Origin of the sequence: Peribacillus sp. AS_2 (assembly GCF_026891895.1) — a bacterium.
Lineage (GTDB): Bacteria > Bacillota > Bacilli > Bacillales > DSM-1321 > Peribacillus > Peribacillus frigoritolerans.
Window position 1 is genome coordinate 387,652 of the sequence record NZ_JAPTGA010000002.1, and the last position, 16,421, is coordinate 404,072.

19 protein-coding genes are annotated in these 16,421 nt (G+C 40.4%); 3 read left to right on the forward strand and 16 right to left on the reverse strand.

What is annotated here, in order from left to right; translation table 11 throughout:
• Positions 1 to 36 precede the first annotated feature (36 nt).
• The 8 genes from OTG27_RS04650 to hmpA all read right to left on the reverse strand — a co-directional run bounded on the left by OTG27_RS04650 (position 37) and on the right by hmpA (position 9,984).
• Positions 37 to 1,533 carry a sodium:solute symporter family protein gene (locus OTG27_RS04650; RefSeq protein ID WP_268936358.1) on the reverse strand — a complete coding sequence of 499 codons (1,497 nt, stop codon included), beginning with the start codon at positions 1,531 to 1,533 and terminating at the stop codon, positions 37 to 39.
• Entirely contained in the window at positions 1,533 to 1,724 is a 192-nt protein-coding gene (locus OTG27_RS04655; RefSeq protein WP_268936359.1) for a DUF3311 domain-containing protein, read from the reverse strand. The genes OTG27_RS04650 and OTG27_RS04655 overlap by 1 nt, the downstream gene beginning before the upstream one ends.
• Before the next feature lie 86 nt (positions 1,725 to 1,810).
• Positions 1,811 to 2,806, reverse strand: coding sequence for a hydroxyacid dehydrogenase (locus OTG27_RS04660; RefSeq protein WP_268936360.1), 996 nt, complete (start codon positions 2,804 to 2,806; stop codon positions 1,811 to 1,813).
• Between the two features lie 167 nt (positions 2,807 to 2,973).
• On the reverse strand, positions 2,974 to 4,908 hold the full coding sequence (locus OTG27_RS04665; RefSeq protein WP_268936361.1) for a sigma 54-interacting transcriptional regulator: 1,935 nt from the start codon (positions 4,906 to 4,908) through the stop codon (positions 2,974 to 2,976).
• 646 nt (positions 4,909 to 5,554) lie between these two features.
• Entirely contained in the window at positions 5,555 to 5,989 is a 435-nt protein-coding gene (locus OTG27_RS04670) for a general stress protein (protein WP_063575789.1), read from the reverse strand.
• Between the two features lie 80 nt (positions 5,990 to 6,069).
• On the reverse strand, positions 6,070 to 7,317 hold the full coding sequence (locus OTG27_RS04675; RefSeq protein ID WP_187049678.1) for a glutamate-5-semialdehyde dehydrogenase: 1,248 nt from the start codon (positions 7,315 to 7,317) through the stop codon (positions 6,070 to 6,072).
• 35 nt (positions 7,318 to 7,352) lie between these two features.
• Positions 7,353 to 8,441, reverse strand: a complete 1,089-nt coding sequence (proB, locus tag OTG27_RS04680) for a glutamate 5-kinase (protein WP_268936362.1) — start codon at positions 8,439 to 8,441, stop codon at positions 7,353 to 7,355.
• A 334-nt stretch (positions 8,442 to 8,775) separates the two neighbouring features.
• Positions 8,776 to 9,984 carry an NO-inducible flavohemoprotein gene (hmpA, locus tag OTG27_RS04685; protein ID WP_268936363.1) on the reverse strand — a complete coding sequence of 403 codons (1,209 nt, stop codon included), beginning with the start codon at positions 9,982 to 9,984 and terminating at the stop codon, positions 8,776 to 8,778.
• A 170-nt stretch (positions 9,985 to 10,154) separates the two neighbouring features.
• On the opposite strand from hmpA, the gene OTG27_RS04690 reads away from it, so the two are divergent.
• The gene (locus OTG27_RS04690) at positions 10,155 to 10,619 is read left to right on the forward strand and encodes an RrF2 family transcriptional regulator (RefSeq protein ID WP_057277839.1); all 465 of its coding nucleotides are present in this window, start codon (positions 10,155 to 10,157) and stop codon (positions 10,617 to 10,619) included.
• Here OTG27_RS04690 and OTG27_RS04695 read toward each other — a convergent pair.
• The 5 genes from OTG27_RS04695 to OTG27_RS04715 all read right to left on the reverse strand — a co-directional run bounded on the left by OTG27_RS04695 (position 10,564) and on the right by OTG27_RS04715 (position 12,501).
• Positions 10,564 to 10,902 (reverse strand): hypothetical protein, encoded by a 339-nt coding sequence (locus tag OTG27_RS04695; protein ID WP_268936441.1) that lies wholly within the window; start codon positions 10,900 to 10,902, stop codon positions 10,564 to 10,566. The two genes, OTG27_RS04690 and OTG27_RS04695, sit on opposite strands and share 56 nt — an antisense overlap.
• Positions 10,865 to 11,266: an HD-GYP domain-containing protein gene (locus tag OTG27_RS04700; RefSeq protein ID WP_268936364.1), complete on the reverse strand. Its 402-nt coding sequence runs from the start codon at positions 11,264 to 11,266 to the stop codon at positions 10,865 to 10,867. The genes OTG27_RS04695 and OTG27_RS04700 overlap by 38 nt, the downstream gene beginning before the upstream one ends.
• Positions 11,157 to 11,492 (reverse strand): hypothetical protein, encoded by a 336-nt coding sequence (locus OTG27_RS04705; protein ID WP_268936365.1) that lies wholly within the window; start codon positions 11,490 to 11,492, stop codon positions 11,157 to 11,159. The genes OTG27_RS04700 and OTG27_RS04705 overlap by 110 nt, the downstream gene beginning before the upstream one ends.
• Before the next feature lie 146 nt (positions 11,493 to 11,638).
• Complete coding sequence (locus OTG27_RS04710) at positions 11,639 to 11,824, reverse strand: zinc-finger domain-containing protein (protein WP_268936366.1); 186 nt, start codon at positions 11,822 to 11,824, stop codon at positions 11,639 to 11,641.
• 5 nt (positions 11,825 to 11,829) lie between these two features.
• On the reverse strand, positions 11,830 to 12,501 hold the full coding sequence (locus OTG27_RS04715) for a reverse transcriptase-like protein (protein ID WP_268936367.1): 672 nt from the start codon (positions 12,499 to 12,501) through the stop codon (positions 11,830 to 11,832).
• A gap of 221 nt (positions 12,502 to 12,722) precedes the next feature.
• Here OTG27_RS04715 and OTG27_RS04720 point away from each other — a divergent pair, with 221 nt between their 5' ends.
• Positions 12,723 to 13,136 carry a reverse transcriptase-like protein gene (locus OTG27_RS04720; RefSeq protein ID WP_095679364.1) on the forward strand — a complete coding sequence of 138 codons (414 nt, stop codon included), beginning with the start codon at positions 12,723 to 12,725 and terminating at the stop codon, positions 13,134 to 13,136.
• The gene (locus tag OTG27_RS04725; RefSeq protein WP_063575783.1) at positions 13,120 to 14,028 is read left to right on the forward strand and encodes a DMT family transporter; all 909 of its coding nucleotides are present in this window, start codon (positions 13,120 to 13,122) and stop codon (positions 14,026 to 14,028) included. The genes OTG27_RS04720 and OTG27_RS04725 overlap by 17 nt, the downstream gene beginning before the upstream one ends.
• A 41-nt stretch (positions 14,029 to 14,069) precedes the next feature.
• On the opposite strand, the gene OTG27_RS04730 is transcribed toward OTG27_RS04725, so the two are convergent.
• The 3 genes from OTG27_RS04730 to OTG27_RS04740 form a co-directional block, all read right to left on the reverse strand.
• Entirely contained in the window at positions 14,070 to 14,363 is a 294-nt protein-coding gene (locus OTG27_RS04730) for a DUF6123 family protein (RefSeq protein ID WP_057277834.1), read from the reverse strand.
• Positions 14,364 to 14,630: 267 nt separating this feature from the next.
• Positions 14,631 to 15,506, reverse strand: a complete 876-nt coding sequence (locus OTG27_RS04735) for a 5'-3' exonuclease (RefSeq protein ID WP_057277833.1) — start codon at positions 15,504 to 15,506, stop codon at positions 14,631 to 14,633.
• 85 nt (positions 15,507 to 15,591) lie between these two features.
• Positions 15,592 to 16,419, reverse strand: a complete 828-nt coding sequence (locus OTG27_RS04740; protein WP_034307856.1) for a sulfurtransferase — start codon at positions 16,417 to 16,419, stop codon at positions 15,592 to 15,594.
• Positions 16,420 to 16,421: the final 2 nt, after the last annotated feature.

Sequence of the window (16,421 nt, forward strand, 5' to 3'; positions counted from 1 at the left end):
TCTATGATTATATGAATATTGGACTGATTCCCACTGTCATTTAACAAGCTTTTCCATTCCTGAAGCCTGTTTAATATCTTCTTTCATCCCAAATGAAGTTTTTCTAGTAACTGCACTCACTCCTAAAGTTACTGCGATGTTGATGAATAATACAGCTAACCCTACATCAAGATCTTGTATGGCTTGCGGCAGAGATGGAAATAATGTAGCAAGTGTCGTACCTGATGTAGTCGAGTATACAACAATTAGAATTCCAACGATCATGCCGGCAAATGCACCTTGAACCGTGACAGGATTCTTTTTCCACAAACTGAAAAATAGTGCTGGAAACAACTGTGCCATGAAGCTATATGCCATAAGATACAAGGTAAAAATCGACTCCCCGCCATTGAACGTAAAATATAGAGTCACTATAGAAATGACAGGTACTAACATCCTGCTCAATCTTTGTAGCTGGTCATCCGATGTATTCGGCTTCCATACCTTATATACATTTTTTGAAAGTATCGTGGCCGTAGCCGTCAAAACGAGTGAACTGGGAATAAGGGCGGCCATTGCCCCTGATGCTCCAATAACTCCTACAAACCAGGGATCAAATGACATCTTCGCCATTTTAAATAAAGCTAAATCTGCTTCTGCTCCCTGTAAATTCGGGACTTGGAGAATCGCAGAAAAACCAATAAATAATGAAAAAATGATGATTACTTGATAAATTGGCATAACCCCAGCATTCCAACGGAGTGATTTCGGACTTTTTGCTGAGAACACTCCCGCCAACATATGAGGAAACATATAGAATGCCAATGCTGTCATGATCGTAGCTGAAATAAACCAAGAGATACTCAAACCTTGTTCCGGGAAAATCAAAAATCCTTGTTTTGCTGTATCGATTGCTTCAAACATCGGCTGTATACCACCGTAATAATGAAGTGGAAAATAAATCCCCATAAAGACGACAACTGTCAGAATCATGATATCTTTAATGACCGCGGTCCACGCCACTCCATGCATCCCTGAAGCCGTTACATAAATTGTGATTGCAATTACCCCAAAAACTATAGCCACATTTGGAGATATGGAACCATAGGAGGTTTCCGATACGATAATACCTAACCCTTTCAACTGCATGATCAGATATGGAATAATTGAAATGACGCTAATTACCGCCACAAGAACACCTAAAGCCGGACTGTTGTACTTTTTGTCATAAAAATCAGATTGAGAAATGACATTATTTTTTTTTGCATATCTCCAAATAGGCGGCAACAGCCAATAGGCGATTACAAAATAGAAGCAATTAAAAGCGTATAAGGCAGGAGGCATACCAGATCGATAAGCTCCGCCGCTCGCCCCCAAAAACGTATATGTCGTAAACATTTCACCTGCTATCAAAAAGAATAGCAAAAAGCTGCCGAAGCCTCTTCCGCCAATGGCCCATTGTTCCAAACTCATTTTTTTACCTTTTCGAGCTTGAAGCCCTAACCAAATACACAGAACCAGAAAGAAAAGGATAACGAGCAGGGCTTCATTCATCAGTCTTCTTCCTCCTCGGTTGCAGGATCAAGTCTATTGGCGATTATCAAAAAAATTGATGTAAGACAAACCCATAATATCGCCCAAAAAAGAACAAATGGAATCCCTAACACATAAGGTTCAATTCGATTGATAACCACTAGCGAGCCAAGTGCCGGTATTGCACTTATCACATAGATTATTTTCTTCATTTGTTCACCACCCTTATCAACAAATGCCAAACTCGAATCTTTCAAACCTCATTTATCAGAAAATACAGATAATTTTCTTTGTATGATTACATTGACACCCCTTTAGTTAAAGGCTCATTTACAGCCCAGTTCGGTTTCACCCCAGAAAGAACTTGTTCCACCTGCATTGCGGCATGTACAGCCATGCGTACGGAACCTTCCTTCGTCAAAGCGGCATTATGAGGGCTGACAATCACATTATCCAATTTAAAAAGTGGATTCCATTTATCAGGAGGTTCAACTTCAAATACGTCTATTCCGGCACCGGCAATCTCGCCTGCTTGCAAAGCGTTTACTAGATCACTTTCCTTCACCACACCGCCCCTGGAAGCGTTTACAAAAAAGGAGGAAGTTTTCATCCAGGAAAACTCACGGCTTCCTATTATTCCTTTTGTTGTTTTCGTTAACGGCAGATGCAGACTAATAACATCAGCGTTTCTTAATACCCATTCTAAATCTGTTGCTATCTCCAGCCCAGAATTCGGGCTGGCGGTAACATAAGGGTCGTAGCCAATCACTTTCATATCGAAGCCTTCGGAAGCTTTTTTTGCCAGTATTCTACCGATTCTCCCCAGTCCGATAATCCCCAAAGTCTTGCCTTCCAAGTCCATACCAAAAAGTTGATTACGGATAGCAAAATTCCCGCTGCGCAGCTCTTTGTCAGCCAAGCTTAAGTTTTTGGACAAAGATAAAATTAATGCCATTACATGTTCCGCTACAGAATTCGCATTTGCCTCTGGGGTATTTGTTACATAAATGCCACGCTCTGTAGCAGTTTCAATATCAATATTGTCCAAGCCCACTCCATACTTGGCTATTACTTTGAGGTTTTCAGCTGCTGTAATAACTTCTCTATTTATTACAGCCGTTGATCTCGTTAGTACTGCATCACAACCCTTGATTTCTTCCATAAGAATTTCTTGCGACAAATCAGATCCTACTTTAATCTTAAAGCCTTTTTCTACTAAATAACTTTTCCCCTCTTTCTCAATATCTTGAGGAATATACACTAAATGACTCACACATTCCCACCAACCTTTCATGTTAACCTTGAAGGAAAAACCTTTCCTACTGCATTGTTTATATACAATTATTGTGCCAACATAAAAAACATCCGTTTATTCAAGAAAGAAGCCAATTCGTTCTCAAATTAAGAGATAAATAAAGTAAACAAATTGTTTCATAATGAATGAATTTGTTTCAATCCGTTTCAATTTGTTTCGATATTCAAATTTTTCATCTTTCTCCATAAAGTCGTCCGACTCATCCCTAACTCAAAAGCAGCTTTTCCTTTGTTAAAATTCACCTTCATTAACGTTTGAACAATTCTTTCACGCTCGGATAAATGTATCCCAGGTGATATATCCATCTCTTCGTTTTGTTCCGAAAGAAGTATTTTCTGATTACTTTTATTCGGAAAATACATTTCGATATCGTACACATCAATTATCTTGTTCTTATAAAGAGCGCATAATCGCTCACAAAAATTTTGCAATTGGCGAATATTCCCTTCCCAATTCCCATCACTCAGCCTTTTCATGGCAGTTTCCGAAATTTTGATTTGTTTCTGATCCGAATGACCTTTCCGAATAAAGGCATTCACCAATAACGGAATATCTTCTCTGCGTTCCCGAAGCGGAGGCAATACAAGGTCCAGCACACTCAAGCGATAATACAGATCCTCCCGAAAGTCATTACTCTTTACCATTTGCATGAGGTCTTTGTTCGTTGCCGACACTATTCTCACATCAACAGGGATTACTTTATCATCACCGATGCGCATGATTTCACGCTCCTGCAGGACACGCAGCAGCCGGCTTTGCATTTTTGGGGAGATTTCTCCTATTTCATCCAAAAAAATCGTACCTCTATGAGCCAGTTCAAAAAATCCTTGCTTTCCGCCTTTCATGGCTCCCGTGAAAGCTCCTTCTGCATATCCGAAAAGCTCACTTTCCAATAAATTTTCGGGAAGCGCTGCGCAATTAATGGCAACAAATGGGTTATTTTTCCGATTGCTATGATTATGTATGCTTTGGGCGAATATTTCCTTGCCCGTTCCAGTTTCTCCAATTATAAGAATGTTTGAATCCACTTCACTATAACGTTGAGCTGTTTCAATCGTCCTCTTGATTTCCGAACTCCGATACAATATATCATCAAATGTGTACTTTGCCACATGTCCGCGTGAATGAAGCTTTCTAAAGAACTTCCCTTCCATCTCCTGAATGCGGGTAACATCTTGAAAGGCGACCATATCCCCCACTTTTTTACCTTTTAAAAATATCCCGACCTTTTTTACCGATAATTGAATGGATTGGTAAGCAACGGTATCTTTTTCGTATTCATCGTCGCTTAAAAGCATATTACGAAATGTTCCGGGCTTTAATATATCGTATACAGAATTTCCAATTAAGCTCCCCTTGGAAATGGCTAATATCTCCTGAGCGGCCGTATTGAATACGGATATTTGTCCTTTTAAATCTATTGCAATAACCCCTTCATAGGCATAATTAAGAATCGTTTGGTAACGCTTGGTCTTCTCCTGTTCCCTTCTGCTGACAAGAGCTACCCTTTTCGCCTCAATCAACGCCTGCCGAAATGATTCCTTTCCAGTATCAACCAGAATGGCCCCCAACCCTATCTCTTCAGCATATTTACAGGTACTTAACCCACTTAACACAACCTCACAGCCATCTCTGGCGGCTAAATCCACTAAACTGACTGAGGACTCGATATCATTTAATATATAGGACTGAATTGGCAAATCAACGATATCCGAAAGGTTTTCCACGCCATAAATCATATTCAAAGCTCCTATGACGGCCACTTTTTTACTGCCGAAACGTGCCTTGCAATCATGCAGGGAACGAATGAGGTCAATGCCCTGCACAGGAATATCAACGATAGGAATGGATTCATTGCATTCTTTTAATAGTTTCGTGATTAATCCCCTTGAGATGATTACATCGGCATCAAGTTTCAACTTCCCAATCTTATCGGCATCCTCAACTACCTCCTCTAAAACAAACTTCACTGAAACGTTACCACCATTTTCCGAATCTTCCAACTTGTTGAACTCCTCAAATCTTTCAAAAGCATCCGTAATATACCCTTTTCGGGGAACAACGAGTTTTATTTTTATCAAAATACCCACCTCCAGCGTAAAATCAATTTGGCTTATTGGATGTAAGCTCTGGCAACCTGTTATTCTAGCCAGGTCAAATAAGGACGAGATATAATAAAGGTAGCTAATACGCCGCAAAAGTTTTCATTTAAAGCCGCGATAAGAAAAGTAATGGCCATAAGTACGCTTGAGGTTATTTCTGCATTTTATTAAGATTTTTCATTTTGAAAAATAAAAAACCCTGTTATCCTGGGTTTTTAAGGATTTCGAATGATATTAATCATTACAAAAAGAATGGACATTCAGTCATCTCATTTAAAACTAGAGAACGATTTTTAACATCAACATCATCATAATGATCCTTATGGTGAACTTCATCATGCCTCTTTAATTTCTTAAAGGGCGGCTTCCATCTACGTTATTTTCCATAATTCCCCTTCCTTTCACGCTAACAGGACTATATTCCTTTTATTCTTCATACAAATGTGGAATTCCTTTTGATTTTATCGTTAGTGACAATAAAATTAGCCTACAAACAGATTAACCCCGTTCAAGAATCCTGAACGGGGTTTATCAATAAATAAGAGCTGTTTAATTTTGAGTTTTTATGGAGTTTAGTTCTCAAACATCATAAGTCTGTTCATTCAAGGTGGTTTTACTTACGAACTTAAAAAGGATCGGCGATGACAAGGATTTTCCCTGCCTTAATATCCTCTAGATATTGATCGGCTTCGGCTTCCTCCAGTCCAATGTCCAATAATGGTTTTCTCAATCCGCCTGCTCCCGATGCTGCCCCGGCTGCGGCTCCGCCAAATGTGGTGAAAATCGGACCCGCTGCCAATATCGGACCTATTCCTGGTACGGCCAATGCACTCATTCCAATAAGCAGGCCTGTCAATCCGACAGCTCCGCCGGCTGCTGCCCCGGCTACTAATCCATCAGTTTTTGCCGGGCTGACTTCCTCTGCTTCAGTTGGTAATTTATCGATGTTTTTTGCCACTACTGATATTTGATCGGATGTATATCCTTGTTCCTTTAAATTTTTGACTGCTGAAGTCGCTTCATTTTCATTATCATATATTGCTATAAACCTCTTGTCCATGGTATCTGCTCCTTTAAAAGTAATGTATTGTACAATACCCTTAATTGAGGTTTAATAACCTTCCATGAAAGAAATGAATTCTATTCCCGGATTTGCCCCTGGCCGTATATGAAGTACTTGCTTGATGTTAAGGCAGGTAAACCCATTGGTCCGCGTGCATGCAGCTTTTGAGTGGAAATGCCGATTTCTGCGCCATAACCGAATTCAAAGCCGTCGGTAAAACGGGTGGAAGCATTGTGATAAACGGCTGCGGCATCCACTTTATTCAAAAATGCGTAAGCATTTTGTTCATCCCTCGTTAGGATTGCTTCAGAATGCTTGGAACCGTATCGGTTTATGTGGTCAATGGCATCGGATACACCTTTTACAGTTTTCACGCTGAGTTTTAAAGCCAGGTACTCAGTTGACCAATCTTCCTCCGTAGCCGTTTTCGCTCTCGGAAAGGAGCTGCAAACCGCTTCATCTCCATATAATTCAATACCCTTTTCGTCCAGGAGTTCCAGAATACGCACTCCATTTTCTTCAAACCATTTTTCATGGATCAGAAGCCCTTCAATGGCATTGCATACGGATGGTCGCTGAGTTTTACCGTTTAAGACAATTTTCTCGACCATCGTGATATCTGCGGTCTGATCGATGAAGATATGGCAATTGCCTGCTCCTGTTTCAAGGACGGGGACAGTGGACTCCTTAATCACCGTTTCAATTAAGTTCTTTCCGCCGCGTGGAATCAAGACATCTAAATAGTCATTTAGATGAAAAAGTTCCTTAGCGGTTTCACGACTCGTATCCTCGATCAACTGAACAGCTTCTACAGGGATTTCCGTATTCTCCAATGCTTTATGAATGGAAGAGACTAGTGCGATATTGGAGTATTTGGCTGACGAGCTGCCTCTTAAGATGACAGCATTCCCCGTTTTCAAGGATAATGTAGCTGCATCGATGGTCACATTCGGCCTTGCTTCATAAATCATTCCGATTACCCCGATAGGCACCCGTTGTTTTTTAACCAATAAACCATTCTCTTTTTCAATCGTTTCCAAGCGTTCCCCAATCGGATCATTTAAATCGATTAAAAGCATAATGGCCGCTGCCATGTCATCAATACGGTTACCATTCAACATAATTCGATCTAAGATAGACTCGCTGAGACCTTTTTTCCTGCCATCTTCCAGATCCTTTTGGTTTTCCTTTATCAAAAAATCTTTATCGATAATAAGTTGTTTAGCAATTTTCCCAAGTGCCTCATTCTTTTTTTCCGTACTCAATCCGATTAGCTGATAACTGGCTTTTTTGGCTGCCTTTCCTTTCGCCGTCACTTCACTCATTTCTAAACTCCCCCTTTTTTCTTGAAATTGATTTTTTATGCTTTCACCCATTTATCGCGATGAATAACTTCTATGGAAGTGATTATAAGCTCGGATGTCCTCTTTCCCATCGCCTGTTTTAATTCTTCGTCGGAATAAAGGATCTCACCCCGCCCTAATAACCCATTTGCACCAAAGACTTCGACAACATCACCCTTATTGAAGACTCCTTTAATTTCATAAATTCCAGCTGGCAGCAGACTGCTTCCATTTGAAACTAAGGCCCTTTCGGCACCTTCATCAACGAAAATTTTCCCGGATACTTTTGAATGAAGGGATATCCATTGTTTGTTTTTCGTTACCATCGCCATGTCTTCATTCCCTATATATGTGCCATCACCATTGCCTTCAAGGATAGTTAGAAGTTTATCACTCCCCAAACCAGATCCGATGAATACTTTCACCCCTAGTGACAATGCCGTTTGCGCTGCAATCAGCTTCGATTTCATCCCACCGGTTCCTACATTAGATCCTGCACCTTCTGCCATTTGCAATAAATCATCCGTAACTTCGGATAATTCATCAAATCGTTTCGCCCCTGGGTTTGTCTGTGGATTGGAATCATAGAGCCCATTAATGTCCGTTAATATGATCAAGTTCGTGGCGTGGACTAACCCGCTTACCAAGGCAGATAGCATATCATTATCACCAAAAGTCAACTCCTCGACCGATACTGTATCATTTTCATTTATGATCGGAAGGATGCCGCGTTCAAGCAATTCCATCAATGTGGCATATGCATTTTTATATCGATCTTTTTTCGAGAAATCTTTCCTTGTTAATAAAATCTGCGCCGGAACGATTCCAAAATGCCCCAATTGTTCCATATACGATTGAATCAATAGGCTTTGACCTACAGCTGCAGCAGCTTGTTTTCCTTTGAGAGTGACAGGTCGCGTAGGGTAGCCAAGCTTGCGAAAACCTGTCGCTACAGCACCTGATGAAACAAGGACAACTTCATGTCCGGCTTTCCTTAAAGCTGCCACTGCCTGGATATGATCGGAAAATTTATTCTGGTCGATTTCACCTTGTGTGTTGGTCAAAGAACTACTTCCTATCTTTACAACGATGCGTTTCTTTTCCATCGATTACTTCCTCCAATAAATATCTAAGACATGAAAAAAAGCCCTTTTCATCCTCGAAATAAGGACGAAAAGGGCTGCTCTCCGTGGTACCACCTTCATTGAATGCAAATTCATGCATTCCACTTTGCCTGATAACGCCAGGATTTGCGCCTATGTTTTGCATAGGACTCAAGAAGCAGGTTCAGCGCATTCCTGTCGCGGGCCTTCCAGCAAATGACTCCGCTCTCTGTCACAGTGATTCTCGCATACTAATCTTCTCTCAACGTTCATTGTTTTAATATAGTATGCAAAATTATCTGCTTGATGTCAATAACATTCCTTCGGTGAATGAACCTTATAGCGCCATGGCCGGGCCGAAGAATTCATAGTGGATTTTATCCGTATCTACCCCAAGCTCTTTCATGTAAGTGATGATGGCCTTCATGAAAGGCACAGGGCCGCACACATAATAATCAGCTTCAGGTTTAACAATACTGCTCAATAATTCCTTATCTACATACCCTTGCTTTGCAAAATTCGGCAGGTTCTTATCATCCTCACTCGGATTTTTAAAGACAAAGGATAATTGATAGTTGGTAAGTTTGTGTCCTAGTTCTGTCAGTTCCATTCTGAACGGCTGTAAATGGCCATTATCGGTTGCATGAATGAATTGTACATCACGCTCAGGTGTCTTTTCAGCCAACGCATGTACCATGCTCATGAAAGGCGTTATGCCAACGCCTCCGCTCAAGAATACTGCCGGTGTTCGTTTACCCAAGTCGATGGTGAAATCACCTGCAGGAGCCGTTACGTCAATACTGTCACCCATCTGAATGGATTCATGCAAGTAGTTAGAGACCCTTCCATCAGGAGAGGTTCCCGGCTTTTCTTTTTTAACGGAAATACGGAAATAATCTTTTCCCGGAACATCAGATAAACTATACTGACGGTTGAATAAATGAGATTCACCCGGTATCTCGATCCGAACGGTAATATATTGCCCTGGAAGAAATGCCGGAACCTGATTTCCATCTGATGGCTTTAGATAAAAGGATGTGATTACGTCACTTTCCCGTACTTTTTCCACCACTGTGAATCGTTTGAAATCAGACCATCCGCCGACCTGATTGGAAGCTTCGTCGTACATTTCCTTTTCGATGCTAATGAAAACATCCGCAATGACTCCGTACGCCTCTCCCCAAGCTTGAAGGATTTCTTCTGTAGCCGAATCTTGTAACACTTCTTTGATTGCGCCTAATAGGTGTTCACCAACAATCGGATAATGTTCGGCTTTGACTGCAAGGCTTCTATGTTTTTGTGCTATTTGCTTCACGGCAGGTAAAATCGTTTCAAGTTGATCTATATATTTAGCTGCTGCCAATACCGTGTTGGCAAGTGCAGTTTGCTGGCGCCCCTTTTTTTGATTGGCATGATTGAAAACATTTAATAATTCAGGATGTGCTTCGAAAAGATTTTTATAGAATACAGTTGTGATAGTTGTACCATGCACTTCTAATACAGGTACGGTTGATTTTATAATATCGATAGTTTTCTGGGATAGCATAGGTAAACCTCTTTTCATAAACAAGTATTTTGAATACATGTTTATATTAGAACTTAAATGCATTAAAAGCAATATTTTTTATACATCTTTTCAGATAATAAGTTTTCATGTTTATAAAATGTTCACATTTATGATATAGTCAAATGGGGATAGAATGTGAGGCGATAAACATGAGGTTGACGAGTTATTCCGATTACTCACTTAGAGTGTTGATTTACCTGGCTACCCACGACCAAAGCAAATTATCAAATATCAAAGAGATTTCTGAAGTATATCAACTGTCTAAAAATCATTTGATGAAAATTGTTCATAATCTAGGTAAATTAGGCTATATTGAGACGATACGTGGAAGAAATGGCGGTTTCCGGCTTGCAAAATCACCCGCTGAAATAAATGTAGGGGAACTTGTGCGGAGAACCGAAGAAGATTTTTATCTAGTGGAATGTTTTAAAGATCACGATAACTGTGTGATTTCTCCCGTTTGTTCATTGAAATTTGTCCTTAACAATGCCTTGGATGCTTTTCTTCAAGTCCTTGATCAATATACGATTGCAGACTTCAGCGAAAATAAAGTGATGCTCAAAACCTATTTTGATTCGGTAAAGCAGAATGACGAAGAGCCCGATTTTTTATAATCGGGCTTTTTTCCATTAACCGATGATTCATTCGATTTTCCATTCGTAAATCTATGATCTCTGTACCGGTTATCAATAAAGCTTTATGGGGATTGTATGGATCGATCTTGATGATCGTCCCGAATCGTCCATTGGTAAGCATGACTTCTTTTCCTGCCAACGTGGACATTAATCGGCTTACAAGCTCCATTAGGATCTCAGGATTGAATTTACTGACCATATCCCTGTTCTTTTGCTCAATCACCTTATAAAACGGCATGGCCTGAAGATGATGACATCGCATGGAATACGTCGGCTATAGCGACGATTTTCGCATGAAGATGGATACCCTTTCCACTCTTCCCTTGAGGATAGCCTTGTCCATCTTCCCGTTCATGGTGCTGGATGGCTGTTAATGCAATCGATGGTGGGATTCCAGGGATATTTTTAAGTAATTCATATCCATAAATGGCATGGCGTTTCATATCTTCATATTCTGCCTCATTCAGTTTACCCGGTTTTTCCACTATATTATCCGAAATCCTTGTTTTCCCCACATCATGCAGCATGGCTGCCAAAGTCAGGGCTGAAAGGTTTTCCTTGGATAATCCAAGCTTCATCCCTAGATAAGTGGCGATTATGCCGATACGTGTACTCGTGATCTGCATGCGGTTCATCGAAAAGGGAATAAATATCAGGGTTCATTGCAGCTTCTGCAATGACAGGTGCAACTTTTGCTTTAATCCATACAATCTTTTCAAGCTGTATTTTTCCTTCTTTACGTATATCTTGAAAGATGTTTTTCAAATGAAGCGAAGCTTCGTTGATTCTATCCTGAATATTTACGTAAGGTTGTACATGTTCTACCCTTAAAGCAAATGCATCTTTTTTCAATTCTTCCCTTATGAAATCATTTTGGGGGTATGGTAAGAGGCTGTTTCACATGCTTCCCTCTTCTATTTTTCATTGCTCTCACACTTTTCTCTATTTTTTATCTGTAATACCATATCCCTCTTTCTCTTGTGTCTTAATGAAAGCAATTAAGTTCCGTCACTAAGTTCATTGCCGAGCTGTTTTAGTTTTTCACCAACCGTGCATTCAGAAATACAGAACTGATGGGCATACGTACGCCCCTTCTCTTTTCGAAAATGCTTTCTTAAAAAACAATCTTGGCAAAATGAAGCGAGAACATCTTCCACTTCTTCATATATTTTTTTCCTGTTCATTGTTGTTATGGCTCCTTTGACCCAGCAATTTCTATTTTACTGAAAATGGCCTTTCCCTGCAGTGCAAGTGTGGCCAGGCGATCGGCTTCCTGGTTTTCCTTTCGAGAAATCGGCTTGCAGACAGGAATGATCTTTAATTTATCCAATTTCGCTTCAATGCGGTCCAGCCATTTATTTAAGTTTTCTTCCATACAAGGCCATTCACCGGAAAGTTGATTTAAGACGACTAGAGAATCACCTTTAAAGACACAGCTTTGATGGTGGATTCCAAGTTCGTCCATCTGCCTGACCGCTTCATGAAAAGCCGCATATTCAGCTTCATTATTGGATTCGAATTGCTCCAATTTCACATTGGTGCGTAACCGCAAGAACTTCTTTCCTTGACGATAATAAATGGCAACACCAATTCCTGCCACCTTTTCATCTTTTTGAAAACCTCCATCAAAGTAGACCGTCACATCCTGCGGTTCTTCCTCAATTTCCGTCAGGAGTTTCTTTAACTCCTTCTTGTTCCATGTTGTATCGAATTCATCCTTGAATTCCACTTCTTTCAGCCTTCCTGCCTTTTCAAGATCTTCTGTAATGACCAGTGCAGTCCCGGCATCAAGCCAATCCGAAACGAAATCGGCAGATGGTTTTTTTGAAGCTTGATATGTCCATTGCATAATTACCTTCAAAGATTTCCAGCTCCTTATCCATTCACGATTCATGCAGAACAGCTTACAATTTTCATACCTTTTTTTCGTCATACCCTTTATAATATATTGTAAGCATTTTAATCACTCTTTTTAATTATAGTTCCCATATCAGCCTGAAATTCTCATGTTTCAATCTTAATTTTAAATGAAACGTTATTATATCGAACATTTAAACAGTTAAACTCGAGGAGGAGCACATCTTGATCGAAGTGTATATTGATGGTGCCAGTGCGGGCAATCCAGGGCCTAGCGGTGCAGGTGTTTTCATAAATAATAACGGTGTGGTCGAGAGGCATTCCTTTCCGCTTGGGAATATGGAAAACCATGAAGCGGAGTACCATGCCTTAATCAAAGCATTGGAGATTTGTGTGGCCAATGAGTATCAAGTCGTTTCTTTTCGTACAGACTCCCAAGCCATCAACCAAGCCATTGAAAAAAGATTTGCAAAAAATAAGTATGCCCTTTTGCTGGAACGGGCGTTAAAGCTTTCCGACGGGCTTGATTTATTTTTCATGAAATGGATTCCAAATATCGAAAATAAGTCCGCGGATGAGTTGGCGAGACGGGCCATTCGCTTGAATAAGGCTGAGGAAAATCATGAACAAGACAGCTGATTTTTCATTATTATTCGTTGTATTCATCTGGGGCGTCACTTTTGTCATGGTCCAAAATGCGCTATCTTTTCTTGACCCCTTCACGTTTAATGCCGTCCGATTTTTCATGGCGTTCGTATTCTTGCTCATCCCTTATTTATTTACTCTTCACAAAAAGGGGAAAAACGGGAGCAAAGGTCTTTTTAAAGCTGGGTTTCACATTGGTGTATGGCTTTTTCTCGGCTATGGACTTCAAACGATCGGATTGAATTATACAACACCTGCCAAGACTGGCTTTATAACAGGATTAAGTGTTGTCATGGTACCTGTTTTTTCCCTGCTGCTATTAAAGCATAGGCTTTCCCGCAATACAATAATAGGTGTCGCAGCGGCAACCATCGGACTTTATTTAATGACTTTCGCTGACCGCTCCAATTTGAATATCGGTGATTTGCTGGTATTTTTGTGTGCAATCAGTTTTGCCATGCAAATCATCACTACCGCTAAATATGCCAAGACCCTTCCCGCTTTACCGCTGACGTTGATTCAGGTTTCCACCGTATCTTTATTATCATTTGTTTCAGCTTTCATTTTCAAAGAGAATCATTCCGTCATCTTCAGCTCAGAGGTCATGTTACAGAGAGATGTATGGACTGCTTTGTTGGTTACGGCAGCACTTGCCACGGCCTTCGCCTTTTTCGCACAAACCTTCTTTCAAGCCTATACGACACCTACAAGAGTGGCGCTGATCTTTTCAATGGAACCGGTTTTTGCAGCGTTATCCTCATACATATTGATAGGGGAAAAATTGACTTCCGCTTCCATCATCGGCTGCGCATTCATATTCTTGGGAATGATTTTTGCAGAACTGCCTGTTAAGAAAAAGAAACCGGTGACACAGGGGTTTTCTTGAAAAGCCCAAAATAAATCGGACTTCCAGTTACGAAGTCCGATTTATTTAAGTAGCCCCTGTTCTTTTGCAAACGATACCGCTGCACTACGCGTTTCAATGCCATTTTGTTTTAAGTTTTCCAAAAAGGAGATATAAAAGCTGCCATCAAAATTCTTTTGTACCTTTAATGTCAACTCTATTGCTGCATTGACTAAAATATCACTTGCATCCGTGTAGCGCTTACCAAAATAAATAAAACCAATCGCGTCATTACCAAAAGTGAATCCCTTACCCTCTAAAAAACTAACATACTCTTCAGTTGATTTCGCCACTTGCTCATCCACTCCATACTTCATGCCTTATTTTCATCTTACCGTATATCAAAGAATTTGACTATCCATTTTTCGACAAAAAAATCATCGTACAAAATAAAGGACCGATGTCCCGGACTGTACAATTTGAACGTTGATTTGAACTAGGGCACTCGCTTTCCGCGGGCGGTCCGCCTGCGGGGTCTCCCTTCGACTCGCGGGCTAGCAGATCCCCAAACTCTTAAATTCAGGCGAAAATTTAAAGGGAATTTCAAAAGGGGGAGCTCCCATTAGGAAGCCCCCCTTGTTTGATTAAATCATGCGCAGTAATGTCCTGAATTCATGATCCCTAGCCAGGTTTTTGACCTTTTCGCGATCATACTGATAAACCGCATCGTCCAAAGGACATGAAATTGGTACATCGCATTTTATTTCTGCTAGCTTTCTGGATAAATGAAGCATATCGACAGCGGATTCAATTTTAGCACGTTGCCCATTCGTCAATGATGCAACATTTTCAAGAATGCCTTCGATACTTTGATACTGTATCAATAATTTCAACGCTGTCTTCTCCCCAATTCCTTTAACTCCGGGATAGTTATCAGCTGTATCACCCATTAAAGCTTTTAAATCGATCATTTGCCTTGGTGTAATCCCTTTCCACTCAAAAAAGCTATCGGGATTATGCACCTCATAGTTACCATACCCTTTTTTTAATAATAGTACGGAAATGTTTTCCTCTATTAACTGAAGCATATCTTGATCGCCAGTCAATATACCCACTCGGCTATGCTGTGCAGATGCTTTGGCAATTGTTCCGATACAGTCATCCGCCTCATAACCAGATAGTCCTATGTTAGGGATATCGAATGCTTCAACCGCTTTTTTCGCTAAGTCGAATTGAGGGATCATTTCGACTGGAGCTTCTGATCGATTCGCCTTGTATCCATCAAATAATTCATTTCTGAAAGTCTTGCTGCCCATATCCCAGCATACCGCTACATGACTGGGTGAAAAGTGATTCACCGCCGTCAGCATATGCTTCAAAAAACCTTGAACGGCATTGGTCGGGATGCCTTTGGAGTTAATCATGAATTGACCAGTAACGGCCGTTGCATAAAAAGCTCTAAATAAAAGCGCCATTCCATCGACAAGCATAAAGGATGGATGCTGCTCATTTTCTTTCATTAACACATTATCACCTCTATCATGATGTACTTCCATTTTAACATAACTGTCCCTTTTTTTAAGGATCGTTTAATTGGAAAAAATATTATTCAATTGGATTATCATCATACGAGATCCAGTCACTGAAACTGCCAATATAAATCTTTACATCTTTAAAGCCCGCTTCTTTCAGGGCGATATAATTGGGTGAGGCCGTTACACCTGAACCGCAGTACACAATGATTTCCTTATCTTTACCGATGCTTGTGAAATTCGACTGAAGATCTTCCTTCTTTTTAAAATAGCCATTTTCCAGAACGTTCGTCCACACCTTATTTACTGCACCAGGTATATGGCCGGCTTTTTTATCAATTGGCTCCTCGATTCCCTCGTAGCGCTTAGATTCCCGTGAATCCATTAATACGATATCGTCAGGTCTATTCAAAGTGTAATCCTTCACTTTTCGAAAAGATGCAAAAACGTGTTCATTTAAATCGATACGATATTCGGTTGGCATATAATTCATTTGAATCGAGTCAATCGGATAGCCCGCATCCCTCCAGGCACGATATCCCCCGTTCAGGACAAAGACTTTCTGATGCCCAAGGTAGCTTAGCAACCAGACAAACCTGGAAGCAAAAGAACCTTCCCCGCCATCATAAGCGATAAGTACAGTATCGTTGGTGATTCCATTTGATTCCAGTTTATCTTTAATGGTTTCCAGGTCAGGAAGAGGATGTCTTCCGCCATGATCTTGAACCTGACCAGATAAGTCCTTTTCAAGATCGAAATAAACAGCGCCTAAAATATGGTCTTTTTTGTAATCATTATACCCTGCATCAGGAGAGCCTAGTTGAAAGCGGCAGTCACAAATTCTGATATCTTTAGAATTCAACAACGGCAACAGCTCTTCTTTTTCGATTATAAAACTCATCT

Excerpts from the sequence above, each read along its gene's own strand:
- OTG27_RS04660 (WP_268936360.1), bottom strand. The coding sequence starts at position 2,806 with ATGAAAGGTTGGTGGGAATGTGTGAGTCATTTAGTGTATATTCCTCAA.
- OTG27_RS04730 (WP_057277834.1), bottom strand. The coding sequence starts at position 14,363 with ATGAAGTATGGAGTGGATGAGCAAGTGGCGAAATCAACTGAAGAGTAT.
- OTG27_RS04710 (WP_268936366.1), bottom strand. The coding sequence starts at position 11,824 with ATGAACAGGAAAAAAATATATGAAGAAGTGGAAGATGTTCTCGCTTCA.
- proB (WP_268936362.1), bottom strand. The coding sequence starts at position 8,441 with ATGGAAAAGAAACGCATCGTTGTAAAGATAGGAAGTAGTTCTTTGACC.
- OTG27_RS04690 (WP_057277839.1), top strand. The coding sequence starts at position 10,155 with ATGAGGTTGACGAGTTATTCCGATTACTCACTTAGAGTGTTGATTTAC.
- OTG27_RS04735 (WP_057277833.1), bottom strand. The coding sequence starts at position 15,506 with ATGAAAGAAAATGAGCAGCATCCATCCTTTATGCTTGTCGATGGAATG.
- OTG27_RS04740 (WP_034307856.1), bottom strand. The coding sequence starts at position 16,419 with ATGAGTTTTATAATCGAAAAAGAAGAGCTGTTGCCGTTGTTGAATTCT.
- OTG27_RS04725 (WP_063575783.1), top strand. The coding sequence starts at position 13,120 with ATGAACAAGACAGCTGATTTTTCATTATTATTCGTTGTATTCATCTGG.
- hmpA (WP_268936363.1), bottom strand. The coding sequence starts at position 9,984 with ATGCTATCCCAGAAAACTATCGATATTATAAAATCAACCGTACCTGTA.
- OTG27_RS04695 (WP_268936441.1), bottom strand. The coding sequence starts at position 10,902 with ATGCGATGTCATCATCTTCAGGCCATGCCGTTTTATAAGGTGATTGAG.
- OTG27_RS04700 (WP_268936364.1), bottom strand. The coding sequence starts at position 11,266 with ATGCAGATCACGAGTACACGTATCGGCATAATCGCCACTTATCTAGGG.
- OTG27_RS04670 (WP_063575789.1), bottom strand. The coding sequence starts at position 5,989 with ATGGACAAGAGGTTTATAGCAATATATGATAATGAAAATGAAGCGACT.
- OTG27_RS04650 (WP_268936358.1), bottom strand. The coding sequence starts at position 1,533 with ATGAATGAAGCCCTGCTCGTTATCCTTTTCTTTCTGGTTCTGTGTATT.
- OTG27_RS04655 (WP_268936359.1), bottom strand. The coding sequence starts at position 1,724 with ATGAAGAAAATAATCTATGTGATAAGTGCAATACCGGCACTTGGCTCG.
- OTG27_RS04675 (WP_187049678.1), bottom strand. The coding sequence starts at position 7,317 with ATGAGTGAAGTGACGGCGAAAGGAAAGGCAGCCAAAAAAGCCAGTTAT.